We start from the raw sequence: 15,770 nt of genomic DNA, 5'->3' as shown, positions 1-15,770 counted from the left end.
CCTGCGGGATGTCTCAGGCGTGCCTCATGCATGTCGCAGGAGTGGCGATGCTCACGTGTGAGGCCCTCTGGACATATGGGCGCATGAGTCGGATGATCAAATGAGTGCGGTCGGCACCGGATGAGCAGCTACGAAGCATCCGGGTCGCAGCCCCCAAGGGGCATATCACCTAAAATCCCTCACCAAGGAGCAATCGTGGCGCGCGACATCGCGGCTCCCACTACCGTCCCCACCGACCACCAGGAGCTGATCTCCTGGGTCGACGAGATCGCAGAAATCACGCAGCCGGACAAGGTCGTCTGGTGCGACGGATCCGAGAGTGAGTACGAGCGCCTGTGCGGGGAGCTCGTCGCCAAGGGCACGTTCAAGAAACTGGACCCCATCAAGCGGCCGAACTCGTACTACGCCGCCTCCGACCCGAGCGATGTGGCGCGCGTCGAGGACCGTACGTTCATCTGCTCCGAGAAGGAGGAGGACGCGGGCCCGACGAACCACTGGAAGGCTCCGGCGGAGATGCGGGAGATCTTCACCGGCGACGGCTCCAAGGGTGACAAGGGTGTCTTCCGCGGATCGATGCGGGGCCGCACGATGTACGTCGTGCCGTTCTGTATGGGCCCGCTCGGCTCGCCGCTGTCCGCGATCGGTGTCGAGATCACCGACTCCGCGTACGTGGCGGCCTCGATGCGCACGATGACCCGGATGGGACAGCCCGTCCTCGACGAGCTGGGCTCCGACGGCTTCTTCGTCAAGGCCGTCCACACGCTGGGCGCGCCCCTCGCGGAGGGCGAGGCCGACGTGCCGTGGCCGTGCAACACCACCAAGTACATCTCGCACTTCCCCGAGTCGCGCGAGATCTGGTCGTACGGTTCCGGCTACGGCGGCAACGCCCTGCTGGGCAAGAAGTGCTACGCGCTGCGCATCGCGTCGGTCATGGCCCGCGACGAGGGCTGGCTCGCCGAGCACATGCTGATCCTCAAGCTGACGCCGCCGCAGGGTGAGTCGAAGTACGTCGCGGCGGCCTTCCCGTCCGCGTGCGGCAAGACGAACCTCGCCATGCTGGAGCCCACCATCTCCGGCTGGACCGTGGAGACCATCGGCGACGACATCGCGTGGATGCGGTTCGGCGAGGACGGCCGGCTCTACGCGATCAACCCCGAGGCGGGCTTCTTCGGCGTCGCGCCCGGAACCGGCGAGCACACCAACGCCAACGCCATGAAGACCATGTGGGGCAACTCGGTCTTCACCAACGTCGCGCTCACCGACGACAACGACGTGTGGTGGGAGGGCATGACCGAGGAACTGCCCGCGCACCTCACGGACTGGAAGGGCAACGACTGGACGCCGGAGTCCGCCACCCCGGCCGCCCACCCCAACGCCCGCTTCACCGTCCCGGCCGGTCAGTGCCCGATCATCGCGCCCGAGTGGGAGGACCCCAAGGGCGTCCCGATCTCGGCGATTCTCTTCGGTGGCCGCCGCGCCTCCGCCGTACCGCTGGTCACGGAGTCCTTCGACTGGCAGCACGGCGTCTTCCTCGGCGCCAATGTCGCCTCCGAGAAGACGGCCGCGGCCGAGGGCAAGGTCGGCGAGCTGCGCCGCGACCCGTTCGCCATGCTGCCGTTCTGCGGCTACAACATGGGCGACTACATGGGCCACTGGGTCAAGGTCGGCGCGGACAAGGACCAGTCGAAGCTGCCGAAGATCTACTACGTGAACTGGTTCCGCAAGGACGAGGCGGGCAAGTTCGTGTGGCCGGGCTTCGGTGAGAACGGCCGCGTACTGAAGTGGATCGTGGAGCGCCTGGACGGCAAGGCCGAGGGCGTCGAGACCCCGATCGGCATCCTGCCGACGAAGGAGTCCCTCGACACGGACGGCCTGGCGCTGTCCGGCTCCGAACTGGACTTCCTGCTCTCGGTCGACAAGGAGGTCTGGCGCGAGGAGGCGGCGCTGGTCCCCGGGCACCTCAACACCTTCGGCGACCACACGCCGAAGGAGCTGTGGGACGAGTACCACGCGCTGGTCGAGCGCCTGGGCTGACCAACTCGCCCTGGGACGTGACGAGTTCGGCCCGAGGCGTGACCGGTTCGTCCTGGGCGTGACGTGTCCGTTCCGAGGCGTGACCAACTCGCCCTGGGACGTGACGTGTCCGTCCCGAGGCGCGACCGGTTCGCCCTGGGCGTGACCAGGGCGTCCTGGGGCGTGACCAGTTCGTCCTGAGGGATGAGCAACTCGGCCTGAGGCGTGAGCGCGGCGTCCGCCCGTCGTGGCACGCCCCAGGCACGCACGACCCGCGCCCCGGAGCCCCGCATGGCTCCGGGGCGCGGGTCGTGCGCATGCCCGGACTGTTCTCCGGCCCGGGGACTCGGCCCCGGTTCCGTGATTCCGGTCCGGGGATCCGTGTGCCGGGCTACGCTCGCGCGGGTGACTTCGTTGTGGGAGCCCGCCGCCGCGGGCGTGTTGCGACTGCCGTCGGGTCGGCTCGTACGGGGCCGGGGGCTGCGGCGGCCGCTTCCCGAGGGCCCGGTGCCCACCTTCGCTCTGTATCTGCTGGGCCACCAACCACCCGCCGTCGACTGGGAGTTCCGGTGGCTTCGCTGGCCGGACTTCCGGCTGCCGTCCGACCGGCCGGCGGCGGCCGACGCGCTGCGCGAGGCCCTGGAGCGCGCCGGGACGGAACGCGTCGAGGTCGCCTGCGGCGGCGGATACGGACGCACCGGTACGGCTCTGGCCTGCCTCGCGGTACTGGACGGGGTGCCGCAGGCGGAGGCGGTCGCCTACGTACGCGAGCACTACGCGCGACGCGCCGTCGAGACACCGTGGCAACGCCGCTTCGTCTCCCGCTTCCCGTAGGTCCTGGTGGCGCACGCGGGGCAACCGCTCGACGCGCCGGAGCGACGCGCTCGGTGTGACGCGCTCAGCGCGACGCGGCATGTTCCTCTCCTCACCCGGACTGCCAGGACTTCGTGGTGGGATGCCCGTGGTGGAGTACGGCTCGGTGCTGCTCCACGCACCTGAACAGGTGCCGCTCCACGCACCTGCACGCGATCACAGGAGGCAGCAGTGTCACGTCCGGTCACTCTCGTCACAGGCGGCAGCCGAGGAATCGGCGCCGCGACCTGCGTCCGGCTGGCAGCCGAGGGGCATGACCTGGCCCTCGGATACGTCAGCGACGCCGGAGCCGCCGAGGAGACGGCGAACGCCGTGCGGGCGGCGGGGGCGCGCTGCGTCACCGTACGGGCGGACACCTCCGACGAGGCGGACGTGGAGCGGCTGTTCGACACCGCCGCGACCGAACTCGGGCCGGTGACCGGGCTGGTCAACAACGCCGGTGTGACCGGCCCCCTCGGCAGACTCGCCGATGCCCGTACGGAGGACCTGCGGCGGGTGGTGAACGTGAACTTCCTGGGCTACCTGCTGTGCTGCCGACGAGCGGCCAGGGACATGGCGGTTCACGGTTCCGGAGCCATCGTCAACGTCTCCTCCGCCGCGGCCACGCTCGGCAGCCCCGGCGACTACGTCCACTATGCCGCGACCAAGGCGGCCATCGACGCCCTCACTGTCGGCCTCGCCAAGGAACTCGGCCCCGACGGCATCCGCGTCAATGCCGTCGCGCCGGGCGTCATCAACACCGACATACACGCCACCATGGGGGACCCCGACCGCCCGGCACGGGCGGCGGCCGCCACCCCGCTCGGACGCCCGGGTGAACCCGCCGAGATCGCCGGCGCCATCGCCTGGCTCCTGTCCGCCGACGCCTCGTACACCACAGGGGCGGTCCTGAGGATCTCCGGAGGCCGGTGACCACCGGGTGTCGAGGCTCGGTCCGATCCGATCCGACGGGATCCGATCCGGTCCCGTTCGACGGGATCCGATCCGGTCCCGTCCGGTCCGACGCGGATGTACGCAGGGCGCTGGGCTCTATCTCTGGTTGGAGGCGGCGATCATCCCGGAGCCCGATTGCCGCGCATTCCGGCGGCCATAGTCTCGGAGACATCAAGAACGCATCGACAAACAGTTCTTCCCGGTCCTCCTGATCGGCGCCCAGCGCATTCTTTTTGTGGGCGGCCGACGCGGAGGAATTGTTCCGTACGGCTGTTGAACAGATGCGTTACCGGTCGGCGTAGTCGCCATTCCGAGGGGAATTCCCATGTCCAAGCGCATTGTTGTCTCGTCACTTGTCGGTGCTGTCGCTGTCGGCGGTATCGCGATCGGTGGCATCGCGTCGGCCGCCACACCCGCCGAGCCGACTGTGGAGAACGGTTCGGCCCGCTACGTCGCCCCGACCGCCACCGCCGACGGCTCGGTCACCTTCACCGCGAAGGTGACCGACGACTCGGGAGTCCGGAGCCTCAAGGTCCTTGCCTGGCCGAAGAGTTCGGACCTCAAGCCGACCGCTGAGGACATGGCGCACGTCGAGAGCGCCACGTGCGAGAAGTCCACAGCGGAGACGTCTCGGTGCACCTACACCCTGGCGGTCGGCCGCGAGGAGGCCGCCGACCTGCCCGAGGGCGCCTGGCACATCTCCGCGCTGGCGACGGCCGAGGACGGAGACACACTCTTCGTGCCCGAGGCCGCGGCCTTCGACGTCACGCGCTGACCCGCCGGGACGTGACCTCTCACACCCGAGAGGTCACGTCCAACGTGATGTCGGCCTTGTCGTTCGTCTTGTCGGGGTCGTACGGCCGTGCCTCGGGGCTCAGCGCGACCGAGCCCTTGGCGCCCGCCACCTTCTTGTCGATCTTCAGCTTGAAGGTGTAGGTGTGGTCCTCGTCCTCATCCACCCACCGCTGGCTGGTGCCGCAGGAGTACGCCTTGCCCTCGGCGTCGCAGTACCCGTCGGACTTCACGACCGACGTTCCGGCGGGAGGCGTGACGAGGACACTGAAGGGCGTACTGTCCAGCGGGGCCAGCACCCAGGCGGGACCGGCGTTCTTGTACTGCACCCGCAGGGTCACCGTGTCGCCGACACGGCCTTTCAGGTGGGCTCCCGCCGTCTGTATGTCGGCCGTGTTGAGCGATGTGACCGGCACCTCGACGACATCCTCGACGGCCTCGCCCCCGGCGGGCCGTTCGACCAGCTTCACAGCGGGTGCGGTCCCTCGCACCGGCGGTGTGGCCGCTTCGTCCAGCTCCGGCTCCGAGTCCCCGACGGTCACCCGCAGATGGTCGTTGAGAGCGCGGTCCAGTGCTTTGAGCGCGAGGGGCTTCTCGGGCGCGTAGGCGACGCCGGGCTCCGCCTTCTGGTCGAACTCGCAGACCGCGTTCCACTTGGCCGTCATCTCGTCGTACGCGGTGACCTGGTGCGACGTGCAGTTGGACGGAAGATCCGCATAGTCGAATCCGCGGGTGACGGAGTAGAAGACCCAGACCTTCTCCGCGGCATTGGTTCCGTTGTTCGTGACAGTTACGGGCACATCGACGCTGCTGCCCGGCTTCACGTTGTCGATCGGGGCGATATTTCCCAGGGCCAGTTCGGGTGCGGACTCCTCGGCGACCGCTGCGGGCGCCGCGCCGAGCGCGATCAGCGCGGCAGCGCTGAGCGCGGCGACGGCGGTGCGGGAAGTGGGACGGCCATGAGGCAGGACACGCATGGAAGAACACCTTTGTGAGACGTCAGGGAAACAGGCGAAGACCTCTGGAGGAAGACGCGCTGGCGAAAGCAAGACGGCCATCGGCGCCGGAGGGTTGCGCCACACGGGGGCGATGACCGAGAAGTGCGCGTATTCCTGAGGTGGGCCGGTACTCCTGCTGATGGCTCCCGTACTGGAGGGCATCCGCACAGCGCCCGCCGCGAAGCGGTTCCGGGCGCGGGCGAGTTGCCCGAAAAGGGTCGCCCGGCGGGACGCGGGTCGGCTAGGGCCTCTCGTTTGGATCTTGCCGGGCTCGCGTGCCCCGGCACCGCGCCTCGCCGCGTTGTCGTCACTCCACGACGCTCCGCGTCGCCTCACTCCTCCGCCTTGCGATCCACGGCACCAGACCCCGCTCCCTGATCCGGCCTGATCCAAACGAAAGACCCTAGGCCTCGGCGTGCTTGGCGAACTCGACCAGGCCTGTCCAGGCTTCGGGGGAGAGTAGGAGTACGGGGCCGGTGGGGTGCTTGCTGTCTCGTACCGGGATGCCCGCCTCGTGGGCCTGCGTGTACGGCGCCCACTCGATGCAGTTCCCGCCGTCCTGGCTGCTGTAGCTGGACTTGACCCAGTTGTGGGTCATAGCGCCTCCATATGCGTCAGGATCAGACATGCGGATGCGTCGGGCGAGAGCGCCGATGCGGTCAGCACATCGTAGGACCGGGCCAGCTCCCGCACGGAACCAGGATCTTCGATGATCGCGCCGGAGCGGATGCCTTCCGTGTACACGATTATTGCCCCATCCGGCGGTGTCAGAATCGACATCGTGCCGTCCATCAGTCCGTGGCAGCCAGCAGTCAGGGGCAGGACTTGCACCACGCTGGTGTGACGTGCCCCCTGTGCCAGCAGCGCGGCCAGTTGATCCCGCATCACGTCCGGGCCACCGACGGTACGTCTGATCACCGACTCGCAGAGGACGGCGGAAAAGTCGGGCGGCGAGCTGCGCTTGAAGACGTCTTGCCGTGCGAGCCTGGCTGTCAGCATGGCCGAGATCTCTCGGTCGCCGGCCCGAGGGTCGCCTGCCCGGAAGAGGGCACGCGCGTACCCCTCCGTCTGGAGAAGACCGGGCACTACCGTCTGCGTCCACTCCGCGATGGCCACAGCGTGGGGCTCCAGCCCGATCCGTCGCCGCGAGTGAGCGGGAAAGCCGTCCGCCTGGATCAGCTCGTAAAGGCGCTTGAACTTCCCGTCTGTCGCAAAGACTTGATCGAAAATCGACGGCAGGTTGCCGGGAATCGGAAGGTCTCCGCCTTCAATGCGCGAGATCATAGAGCTGGACGTTCTAACTTCTCGGGCAAGTTGCGCTTGCGTCCACTTGCCCGCAGGACGCAACTCGCGCGCATCACGCAGAGCCTCCCCGAACTCTCTTCGCGGATTACTCACCTCGCCGTTCTCCCCTCCGTCAACTTCACGCTGACCAACCACGATGAATCTCCTTCATCAAAGGTCTGAAAGTCGATGCCGTCTGCCGTAGGTGTGCAGGTCATCCGCTTGGTCATATGCCAGCACACCCAACTTGCAGGTTGGGTGCCGAAGGGCTTTTTAAGGTAACGCTCCGTGTCGCACTCTGAACACCCCGCTCTCAGGAGTCCGTGCGGACGGAAGGGTGACCGATGGCGGACCACCATGAACCTACCCATAACGACGCCGAGTTGGCCGACAGTGTAGAGGACCTGGCCTTCTGGCGGTTACTGCCCGTCGAGGTGCCGAGTGCGTACGCGGAGCCGACACCACTTCTCCTCGCTGCCGCTCTCGCCGGGCTTGAACGGTGGTGTGCTCATGGTGCCGAGTGAGCGCCGTCAATTGGGAATCTCGCCCGCCGTGTGGTCTCCGCCGTGCGATCTGGAGCCGGTCGACGGGTGCGAGGTGTGCGCCTGGTGGGACAGGCGGCGGGAGAACGCGCATCGCGGGATCGGGGCGTCAACGGTCTTGGAGTGCACCCGCCAGATCGCCGCGCACCCACATCGGCGGTCGGGTGATGCCAAGTGATCCCCCGGCTTCACGTGCCCGCCCGGACCGCACGGGGATCTGTTCGGCGCCGTGGGCGGTGCGGCGTGACGTTCACCGTGTACACCGCGACCGTGATCGGGGAGGGCCCGGTGAACGGCGGGACCGTTCGTACGGTGCTCGGTCACTGCCGGACGGTTTCGTCGGAGCTGGCGCTCCGCTGGCTCCGTGCGCAGGCTCGCCGTATCGCTGACGGTCTCGATCCGGACCCCCGGGCGCCCTGGCTCTCGGGGAGGGTTCTTCATCAGGCGCCTGCCGGACTTCCTGATGTGCCCGACGAGTTGCGCCGCTGGTGTTCTGACGGGGACGTGCAGCGTGCCGCGCGGGACCAGCTCCGGTACGGCGGCCCGGTGACCGTCAACGCCTCTGACCACACCGGGCTTTACTCCCTGGCGGTGTGGCCCGTGACCGTACCCGGCTCGTACTCCCCGGCTTTGTCGACCCCTCCGGGGCGCAGGCGGACCCACCGTACGCGGGGGCGGTTCGTCGCTCTCTTCCGGTGGCTGGAGCGGGCGCGCCACCACACAGCCTCTCTCCGGTAGTCGCGGGCGCCGGAGAGAACCTCGGGCGGTCTGTTGCGGAGCGGGCCGCGTTCGAGGAGAACGGGCCGGACTTCATGGCAACGGGGTCCGGCCTGCCGCAAGGGGCGAGCCTGGTTGACGGTTCCAGGCTCGCCCCGCCCAATTCGGCGTCCACGCCAGGGCTTGTGACCCGGCTCACAGAACGGCCGTGCAGCAGATCAGTGGGCTCCCACGTCGAGGAGGGGTGACAGGAAGGGCGGAGCGTATGGATCTGGCGACTGAGTGGAAGCTGGGCGCCGGCCTCGGCGAGGCCGAGTCGGCGGAGATCGATTTCCACGGTTTCGTCGCGACCCGGTCGGCCGCGTTGTTCCGTGGCGCCCTCGTCTTGACGGGGAACCGCGAGGCGGCGGAGGACCTGGTCCAGGAAACCCTGGAGCGGACCTGTCGCAAGTGGCGCACGATCGCCGCCAAGGATGCTCCGGACGCGTACGTGCGGCGGATCATGGTGAACCTGGCGAACGACCGGTGGCGGAGGTTCCGTCGCATGGTTCCGCAGCAGGACACCGGCGACAGGGCGGCTCCGGGCGATGAGTACGGGCGTATAGACAGCAGGGACCAGTTGGTCCGCGCCTTGCAGCAACTGCCGATGCGCATGCGCACGGTGGTGGTGCTGCGGTACTTCCATGAACTGTCCGACGCCGAGATCGCGGCCGACCTCCGGATCTCACCGAGCACCGTACGGTCCCAGCTCGCTCGCGGAATCGACAAGCTCAGAAGCCAGTCCCCCGCGCTCTCCGGCCCTTCAGCACCGCAGCCCACGGAAGGAACCCGATGACTCCGAACGATTCGCGGCCTTCCGGCTGCACCAGTCACACACCCTTCGAAGAGGAACTGGTGAACGCCATGAACGACTTCGCGAACTCCGCCGACGCACCGGACTTCGACACGACCGGCATCGTGCGCAAGACCCGCCGCAGGCGGAGCACGGCCATAGCGGGTATCGCCGCCGCCCTGATCGTGGCCGGTGGTGGCACCGCCCTGGCCACCGCAGGGGCCGGTGGTTCGGACGACCGCAAGCCCGCCGCCGTGGGCGCCGCGACCGACGGCGACGCCGCCGACGTGGTGCTGTCCGGCAGCAAGTACAAGACTGAATTCGGGGGCCTCAGCCTGGACTTCGCCAAGCAGCTGCTGCTGAAGAGTCAGCTCGAACTCGGTACGGTCGGCGAGCAGTCCTGCGGCAAGACCGGCAAGCCGGGCACCGTCATCGCGGTCGAGCCGCACAGCCCGGCTGTCGTGTCCAAGGGCGACACCATCAACCTGACGCTCTGCGGCGGCTGACCGGAGATGCCTGAGCTGACGTGAGCTGACCTGAGAGGCCGTGTCCCGTCCCGCTTCGGCTACGCGGGGCGGGCGACGGCGTCGTGCGCGACCCGCAGGGGGGTACCGGGCCTGTACTCCTCGCCGGGCGAGCCGGTGTCCGGCCCGGTCCATCCGGTGAGCGCGTCCTCAGCGGCCAGCAACGGCAGGACACTTGAGAGGAATGCGGCCCTCTCGGCCGACGCGCACCAGCGTTCGTACCCGGAGTCGTCGCCCCACAGCGAGGTCACCATGAAGTCTTCCGGGTCGGTCTCGGGGACGAGGATCTTTCCCGACAGCACGCCGTAGGGGAAGGCCGCCTCGATGATCTCGCGCTCGCGGAAGAAGTCGAGCGCGTCATGGACATGGCCCGGGGCGGGACGGACCAGCAGGAACGAGCGGAACCGGCTCATCGGGCGGCCTCCGGTTCGTCCGTACGGTTCTTGATCACACGGCCACCGGCGACGATGCCCACCAGGCGGCGCCGGGGGTCGAGGAGAGCGGAGATGTCCTCGGCCGGGTTGCCGTCGACGATCAGCAGGTCGGCCCGTGCCCCGGGGGCCACCGTCCCGATCCTGCCGCTCATCCGGAGCAGTTCGGCGGCGGTCGTGGTGGCCGATCGGACCACGTCCAAGGGGCTGAGGACTTCGGCCCGGACGCGGAACTCCTCCAGTTGGTGAGGGTGCATGGAGCCGATGAAGTCGGTGCCGAACGCGACGTTCGCCCCGCCCCGGTGGGCCAGGGCCAGTCCTTCCATGCCGCGGTTCACCGCGTACCGGGCCTTTTCCCGTGACTCCGGGGTCACGCCGTAGCCGGCTCCTTCGGCGGAGGCCAGGAGCTGTCCGATGGCGAGTGTCGGAACGAGGTAGGCGTCGTTGTCGCGGAGCAGGTCCACGGACTCCTGGTCCAGGAGATTGCCGTGTTCGATGCAGCGCACTCCCAGACTCAGGGCTCGGTTGATGGAGGGCGCGGTGTAGGCGTGGGCGGTGACGTAGATGTTGGCGTTGTCGGCTTCCTCGACCGCGGCCGCGATCTCGTCGCGGGAGAACTGCGCGGAGTCGATGCGGTCGGTGGGCGAGGCGATGCCGCCGCCGGCCATCAGTTTCAGGTGGGCGGCGCCGTTGCGGATCTCTTCCCGGCAGGCGCGACGGACGGCGTCGACGCCGTCACAGACACGCCCGATGGCCGGACCTCCGGGCAGCGAATGGCAGCAGGTCTCGCCCTGTCCGCGGAAGTCGCCGTGCCCGCCGGTCTGTGACAGCGCCGGGCCGCCGTAGACGATCCGGGGGCCGGGGAAGATCCCTTCCTCCACCGCGCGTGCGATTCCGTAGTCGGCGCCGCCGACATCGCGCACGGTGGTGAACCCGCGCCCGAGCATGTCGGAGAGCAGCCGCGAGGCTCGTGCCGCCAGGTAGAGCGGGGAACCTTGGGTGGAGAGGCCGAGATCGGTCTCCACGCTGAGCACGTGGACGTGGCAGTCGATGAGACCGGGCATCACGACGCGTCCCCGGGCGTGGATCACCTCGGACTCGGTCAACCGCGGTGGCGTGTCGGCGACATCGACGATCACGTCGTTCTCCACCACGACGCAGCCTTCACGCAGAGAGCCGTCGCTGGGGTCGAGGACAGCGGCATCGAGTACGACGAGGCGGTGGGGTGAGGCTGCCATCGGATGGTCCTCCACTGGGCGTCCGGTCGTCCGGTCGTCCGGTCGTCCGGTCGAGGGCTTCGTGGGGCTCGCCGCCGGCGAGTTCGAGATGCCCACTCGCGCCGTGCTGCGGGACGGGCAGTTCCTGGTGATGTCTGCGCACCACCGGGCCACCGCCTCCGCCATGATCAAGACGCTGAGCCTGAACTTCGACCGCGCACCCGCCATCGCCGGCACGGTCGTATGGAGCGAAACCGGACGCCTCGACTCCCTGGTCGCCGATGCCGGGACGGTCACGACCCTGCGTACCGGCGCCGTCGTCGGCGTCGCCACCGACCTGCTCGCCCCCGCCGGCGCCGGGCGCCTGACCCTGATCGGGGCGGGCGGCCAGGGACCCGACCAGGTCCGCGCCGTCCATACCGTGCGGCCACTGCGCGAACTGACCGTGGTCGACAGTGACCCGCGCCGCGCGGAAGCACTCGCCGAACAGCTGGCCCCGGAACTGAACGGGACGCACATCCGCACCGCGACCGACGCGGCGTCCGCGGTGGGAGAGGCCGACATCGTCTGCTGTGCCACCAACGCGACCAGCCCGCTCTTCCCCGAACAGGCCCTGCCCGCCCAGGTCCACGTCAACGCCATCGGCGCCTTCCGCCCCACCATGCGCGAGCTGCCCGACGAACTCCTCGCGAGCAGCACCGTGATCATCGACGAACTCGACGCGATCCTCGAAGAGTCCGGTGAAATCCTTCACGCGCTCAAGGCCAACGCCATCACCGAAGACGATCTCATCGAACTCGGCACCGCCTTGTCCGCGCCCACGGCCCCGGGAAGCAAGCGGACCGTTTTCAAGACCGTGGGCGTCGCCATGCAGGACTGGGCCATCGCCCGCCTGCTGGCCGACAAGTTCCTCCCCTGAGCGGAGCCGCGCGCTGAACGTGTGATCGAGGAGATGTGGAACGGGCGGGTGGCTCCGCCCGAAAGAGCGATGAGGCACGTGTCAGGCGGACTCGGGCACCTCGTGACATGGATCACGAAAGTGCCCCGCGTGCGGAAGGCAACTCTCCCCCTATGCGGCAATTGCCCGCGTGCGAGAGCGATGTGCCGCGCCCGTCGCCTGCCTGACGTGCTTCCTACAAGGGTGTTTTCGTTCATACCATCACCGAACGAAGCCCTGCGTGAGTGCCACCGCAGCGGCTGCCTCGCCCTTTTGCCGAACCCGCTTGTGTCGCACTGCCTTTATCCACGTTGCTTTTCGGACCCGCGAAGGACTCCGTTGAAGATTCGCCGCACTCTTGCCACGGCCGTTGTCATCGCCGTGACCACACCCGTCGTCCTGCTCTCCGTCACGCCCGCGCTCGCCGACACCAAGTCGTCCGGCGCGTCGCAGGCACAGCAGCGGGACGCCCAGGACAAGCCCTCCATCGAGGAGTTGGAGAAGGCCGCCGAGAAGGCGCTGAAGGCGTACGAGGACGCCGTCGCCGCGGAGAAGACCGCGCAGGCCGTCCTCGACGCCGCGCTCTCCGACGACGCGCCCCTCGCCGTCGCCGCGAAGGCCGCCAGGAAGGAGGCGGCCGACGCCGCCACCGCCAAGACGAACGCCGACAAGGCGCTCGCCGACGCCAAGGCAGTCCTTGCCGAACTGCCCGAGGACGCCACGGACGAGCAGAAGGCCACCGCGGAGAAGGCCGTCACCGACGCCGAAGCCGTCGCCCTGACCGCGGGGGACGCCAAGACCGTCGCCGACGCGAAGGCCGCGACGGCCGGCAAGGCCGTCGATGACGCTCGTGTCGCCGCCGCCCGGGAGTACTACAAGGCCCAGAAGGCCAAGGACGAGGCTCTCAAGGCGAAGAACGCCGCCGACAAGGCGCTCGCCGATGCCAAGGAGGAGGCGGAGGAGGAGGAAGGCGGGCCGGACTGTGTCTACGAGGGCAAGCTCAGCACCGTCGTCAACGGCCTGCCGTCCAAGATCGTCGCGGGCTCGACGACCGACTTCTCGGTCCGCGTGACCAACGGTACGGACAAGACGATGGACGAGGTCTCCCCGTTCGTCTACTTCCACGCGACGGACAAGAGCGGCTACAACGTCATCGACGACGCCTTCCACCTCCAGTGGTCGACCGCCGCCTCCCCGGCGTGGAAGAAGGTGGACGAGGGCGGCTACGCCGGGTCCATCAGTCCGCTGAAGGCCGGATCCCACGCCGATGTGAAGCTGCGCCTGAAGGTCGACGCCAAGGCCCCGGCCGGGGACGGCCTCGCGTTCGTCGCCGGTGACTACTTCAACGACGACGAGTCCTGTGGCGGCAACTTCCTGACCGAGTACGCCTTCGCTCTCCTCGCCGCCGGCAGTACCCCCGGTGAGGTCGGCGACGCCGGGCCCGGCAAGACCACACCGCGAACCCCGAACACCAAGCCGCAGGGCGGCACGTCCAACACCCCGGTGAGCTCCGGCACTCCCGCCGCCACCGGCGCCCTCGCCGACACCGGTTCCTCCTCGGTCCTTCCGCAGCTCGCCGCGGCGGCCGGTGCGGCCGTGGCACTGGGCGCCGGCGCGATCTTCGTCGTCCGCCGCCGCAAGGCCGGCTCGGCCTCCTGACGTACCGTCACAACACCATGGCGCGGCGGCGTTCGGCCGCTCCATGAGCAAGGGCGCCCCCTTTCCCGGGGGGCGCCCTTTCCAGCTGTGCGACTCAGGATCGCGGCCGAGGTGTGGAGCGGTCAGTCCTGCTCGACGACGTTCTTGCCCGCGCCGCCGGAGAGGGTGTCCGTGCCGGCGCCGCCGTACAGCTCGTCGTCCCCGCTGTTCCCGTAGATCGTGTCGTCGCCCTCGTCGCCGTGCAGGATGTCGTTGCCCTTCCCGCCGTAGATGAAGTCGTTTCCGGCACCGCCGTCGATCGCGTCGTTGCCGTCGCCGCCGGACAGGCTCTGCGCGCCCGCGGCGCCGTGGATCTCGTCGTCGCCCTCGTCGCCGTCGACGATGCTGTCGTCGCCGTTGGAGTAGATCGTGTCGTTGTCGTTGCCACCCTGCGCGATGGATCCGGCGGCGGCGTGGATCGTGTCGTCGCCGTCACCGCCGGAGGCCACCGTGTACTTGCCCGCCGTGATGGTGTCGTCGCCCGCTCCGCCGATGACGAAGTTGCCGTTGACGCTCTCGTTCTCGGTCAGTGTGTCCGCGCCGGCGCCGAGGTCGAGAGTGGCCAAGTAGTAGGCTTGGTCGGTGTTGTTGTCGTACGTGGCGTGGTCGTCGCCGTCGCCGAGGGCCACCTTCAGGGTGGAGTACGGGTCCTGGGTTTCCAGGGCGTCGACCGTGCACGAGACCTTGGTCCGGTCGGCGCTGTCGGGGTACGTGCAGCCGGTGCCCGCGCTGATCGCGACGGAGTCGTCTATCACGTAGGTGATCTTCTCGACGCCGCTGGTCCACGACGCGGTGACCGCGACCTTGTTGGTCTGGCCGGAGGCGGCCGTGTAGAGAATCGCGTGATCGGTCGCGCTGAACGCGGCGGTCGCCGACGCCTTCGTGGCGGTGACCGAGGAGGTCGCGGCGCCGGCCGTACCGGCCAGGAGAAGCGGACCGGCCAGCCCCGTTCCGAGAGCCAGCGTCAGAGCCGAAGCGGCGCGCACAACCCGGCGGTTGACGAGGGGAGAGGACATGGCAAACCTCCATAGGGCGTATGTGGTTCTTACAATTGTTTGAGAGCCCTGAGGTTTGCGGACGGTTGCACGCCGGATCGCGCGGCACAGGTGCGCAATTCGGGGCACGGCTGCCCCCACATACGTACTGACCAGCGGCGTTTGGCGGATCAGTCGCCATTGGCCCTTTGTTCGTCAGGCGTGGTTCAAGAGAAATTCATCATGGTGAGAGGGCTGTTCCAGGGGCCCGAAGGCCCCTGGAACAGGGCTACTTCACCGACGCCGGCGGCTCGGCCGGGACAACGGGCTTGTTCTGGCAGCCGAGTTCGCCCGTCAATACCCGCGCGGAATGCAGCAGATAGGTGAAGCGGTCGCGCTCGCTGTCGTCGCCGGTGAGCGTGTCCGTCATCCGTCCCTCGATCGGTACGGCGTTCTCCTGCTGTGCCGGGGTACCCGGCAGCTTGCAGGTGACGAAAACGATGTACTCGACATCGTCGCCGTCGGCGACTCGACGCAGCAGCCGTACGTCCGAGTTCACCGGCGTCTCGGTCAGGTCGCTGTCGGTGGAACCGGTGATGGGAGCGTCGAAGGGGAGGATGGAGGGCCGGTATTCGAGGGCGAGTTCGCTCCCGGGGTAGCTGTCCGCCGTCACCCCGCAGACATCGGATTCCGCGTACGTCGGAATCCCCTTCTTCCCCGGCTCCCAGTTCTTGATCTGGCCGCTGAGCATCGAGCGCGCCTGCTCAAGGCCGTGGCGGCTCTTCATGTGAACCGTCCCGGCCCCGCCTGTTCCGCTCTCCAGCCACTTCACGCCCGCGTCACCGAGCAGTTCCCGGCACGCGGCCCCTTCGGCGGACGCGTCGGCGGTGGCGGTCGCACCGGTCTCCGCGCCTGCGCCATCGGTGTCCGAGCCGCACGCGCCGGTCAGCAGGACGAGCGCGATGACGGGGATCGGGAGGGTTCGCCTCAACATCAGAGTCCTCA

General features: G+C 68.7%; 15 protein-coding genes. 8 read left to right on the top strand and 7 right to left on the bottom strand.

Features of this window, described 5'->3' with window-relative positions; translation table 11 throughout:
- The first annotated feature begins 195 nt into the window (after positions 1–195).
- The 4 genes from ACIOJD_RS04035 (at position 196) to ACIOJD_RS04020 (ending at position 4,594) form a co-directional block, all read left to right on the top strand.
- Complete coding sequence (locus ACIOJD_RS04035; RefSeq protein WP_401908080.1) at positions 196–2,034, top strand: phosphoenolpyruvate carboxykinase (GTP); 1,839 nt, start codon at positions 196–198, stop codon at positions 2,032–2,034.
- A gap of 384 nt (positions 2,035–2,418) precedes the next feature.
- Entirely contained in the window at positions 2,419–2,847 is a 429-nt protein-coding gene (locus tag ACIOJD_RS04030) for a protein-tyrosine phosphatase family protein (RefSeq protein WP_401908079.1), read from the top strand.
- Between the two features lie 210 nt (positions 2,848–3,057).
- Positions 3,058–3,798 (top strand): SDR family oxidoreductase, encoded by a 741-nt coding sequence (locus tag ACIOJD_RS04025; protein WP_401908077.1) that lies wholly within the window; start codon positions 3,058–3,060, stop codon positions 3,796–3,798.
- A gap of 346 nt (positions 3,799–4,144) precedes the next feature.
- A complete protein-coding gene (locus tag ACIOJD_RS04020) occupies positions 4,145–4,594 on the top strand; it encodes a DUF5707 domain-containing protein (protein WP_401908076.1) in 450 nt (149 codons plus the stop codon).
- A gap of 19 nt (positions 4,595–4,613) precedes the next feature.
- Here ACIOJD_RS04020 and ACIOJD_RS04015 read toward each other — a convergent pair whose 3' ends face one another.
- The 3 genes from ACIOJD_RS04015 to ACIOJD_RS04005 all read right to left on the bottom strand — a co-directional run bounded on the left by ACIOJD_RS04015 (position 4,614) and on the right by ACIOJD_RS04005 (position 7,049).
- A complete protein-coding gene (locus ACIOJD_RS04015) occupies positions 4,614–5,588 on the bottom strand; it encodes a hypothetical protein (RefSeq protein ID WP_401908074.1) in 975 nt (324 codons plus the stop codon).
- Between the two features lie 424 nt (positions 5,589–6,012).
- On the bottom strand, positions 6,013–6,207 hold the full coding sequence (locus ACIOJD_RS04010) for a DUF397 domain-containing protein (protein WP_401908073.1): 195 nt from the start codon (positions 6,205–6,207) through the stop codon (positions 6,013–6,015).
- Positions 6,204–7,049 carry a Scr1 family TA system antitoxin-like transcriptional regulator gene (locus ACIOJD_RS04005; protein WP_401908071.1) on the bottom strand — a complete coding sequence of 282 codons (846 nt, stop codon included), beginning with the start codon at positions 7,047–7,049 and terminating at the stop codon, positions 6,204–6,206. The genes ACIOJD_RS04010 and ACIOJD_RS04005 overlap by 4 nt, the downstream gene beginning before the upstream one ends.
- Positions 7,050–8,417: 1,368 nt before the next feature.
- Between ACIOJD_RS04005 and ACIOJD_RS04000 the strand changes: the two genes are divergently transcribed.
- Together ACIOJD_RS04000 and ACIOJD_RS03995 are read left to right on the top strand one after the other, a co-directional pair.
- The gene (locus ACIOJD_RS04000) at positions 8,418–8,987 is read left to right on the top strand and encodes a SigE family RNA polymerase sigma factor (protein WP_401908069.1); all 570 of its coding nucleotides are present in this window, start codon (positions 8,418–8,420) and stop codon (positions 8,985–8,987) included.
- The gene (locus tag ACIOJD_RS03995) at positions 8,984–9,490 is read left to right on the top strand and encodes a PASTA domain-containing protein (RefSeq protein WP_401908068.1); all 507 of its coding nucleotides are present in this window, start codon (positions 8,984–8,986) and stop codon (positions 9,488–9,490) included. Before ACIOJD_RS04000 ends, ACIOJD_RS03995 begins: the two co-directional genes overlap by 4 nt.
- A gap of 59 nt (positions 9,491–9,549) precedes the next feature.
- On the opposite strand, the gene ACIOJD_RS03990 is transcribed toward ACIOJD_RS03995, so the two are convergent.
- Positions 9,550–9,921 carry a putative quinol monooxygenase gene (locus ACIOJD_RS03990; RefSeq protein WP_401908067.1) on the bottom strand — a complete coding sequence of 124 codons (372 nt, stop codon included), beginning with the start codon at positions 9,919–9,921 and terminating at the stop codon, positions 9,550–9,552.
- The gene (locus ACIOJD_RS03985; RefSeq protein WP_401908066.1) at positions 9,918–11,177 is read right to left on the bottom strand and encodes an amidohydrolase family protein; all 1,260 of its coding nucleotides are present in this window, start codon (positions 11,175–11,177) and stop codon (positions 9,918–9,920) included. The genes ACIOJD_RS03990 and ACIOJD_RS03985 overlap by 4 nt, the downstream gene beginning before the upstream one ends.
- Between ACIOJD_RS03985 and ACIOJD_RS03980 the strand changes: the two genes are divergently transcribed.
- A complete protein-coding gene (locus ACIOJD_RS03980) occupies positions 11,176–12,075 on the top strand; it encodes an ornithine cyclodeaminase family protein (RefSeq protein ID WP_401908952.1) in 900 nt (299 codons plus the stop codon). The genes ACIOJD_RS03985 and ACIOJD_RS03980 overlap by 2 nt on opposite strands.
- A 357-nt stretch (positions 12,076–12,432) precedes the next feature.
- The gene (locus tag ACIOJD_RS03975) at positions 12,433–13,752 is read left to right on the top strand and encodes an LAETG motif-containing sortase-dependent surface protein (RefSeq protein ID WP_401908065.1); all 1,320 of its coding nucleotides are present in this window, start codon (positions 12,433–12,435) and stop codon (positions 13,750–13,752) included.
- Between the two features lie 122 nt (positions 13,753–13,874).
- On the opposite strand, the gene ACIOJD_RS03970 is transcribed toward ACIOJD_RS03975, so the two are convergent.
- Both ACIOJD_RS03970 and ACIOJD_RS03965 read right to left on the bottom strand, forming a co-directional pair.
- Positions 13,875–14,807 (bottom strand): calcium-binding protein, encoded by a 933-nt coding sequence (locus ACIOJD_RS03970; protein ID WP_401908064.1) that lies wholly within the window; start codon positions 14,805–14,807, stop codon positions 13,875–13,877.
- Between the two features lie 247 nt (positions 14,808–15,054).
- A complete protein-coding gene (locus tag ACIOJD_RS03965) occupies positions 15,055–15,759 on the bottom strand; it encodes a hypothetical protein (RefSeq protein WP_401908063.1) in 705 nt (234 codons plus the stop codon).
- Between the last annotated feature and the right edge of the window lie 11 nt (positions 15,760–15,770).

Source organism: Streptomyces sp. NPDC088116 (assembly GCF_044741745.1).
In the GTDB taxonomy this organism is placed as follows: domain Bacteria; phylum Actinomycetota; class Actinomycetes; order Streptomycetales; family Streptomycetaceae; genus Streptomyces.
This window is presented reverse-complemented; position numbering and strand designations above follow the sequence as displayed.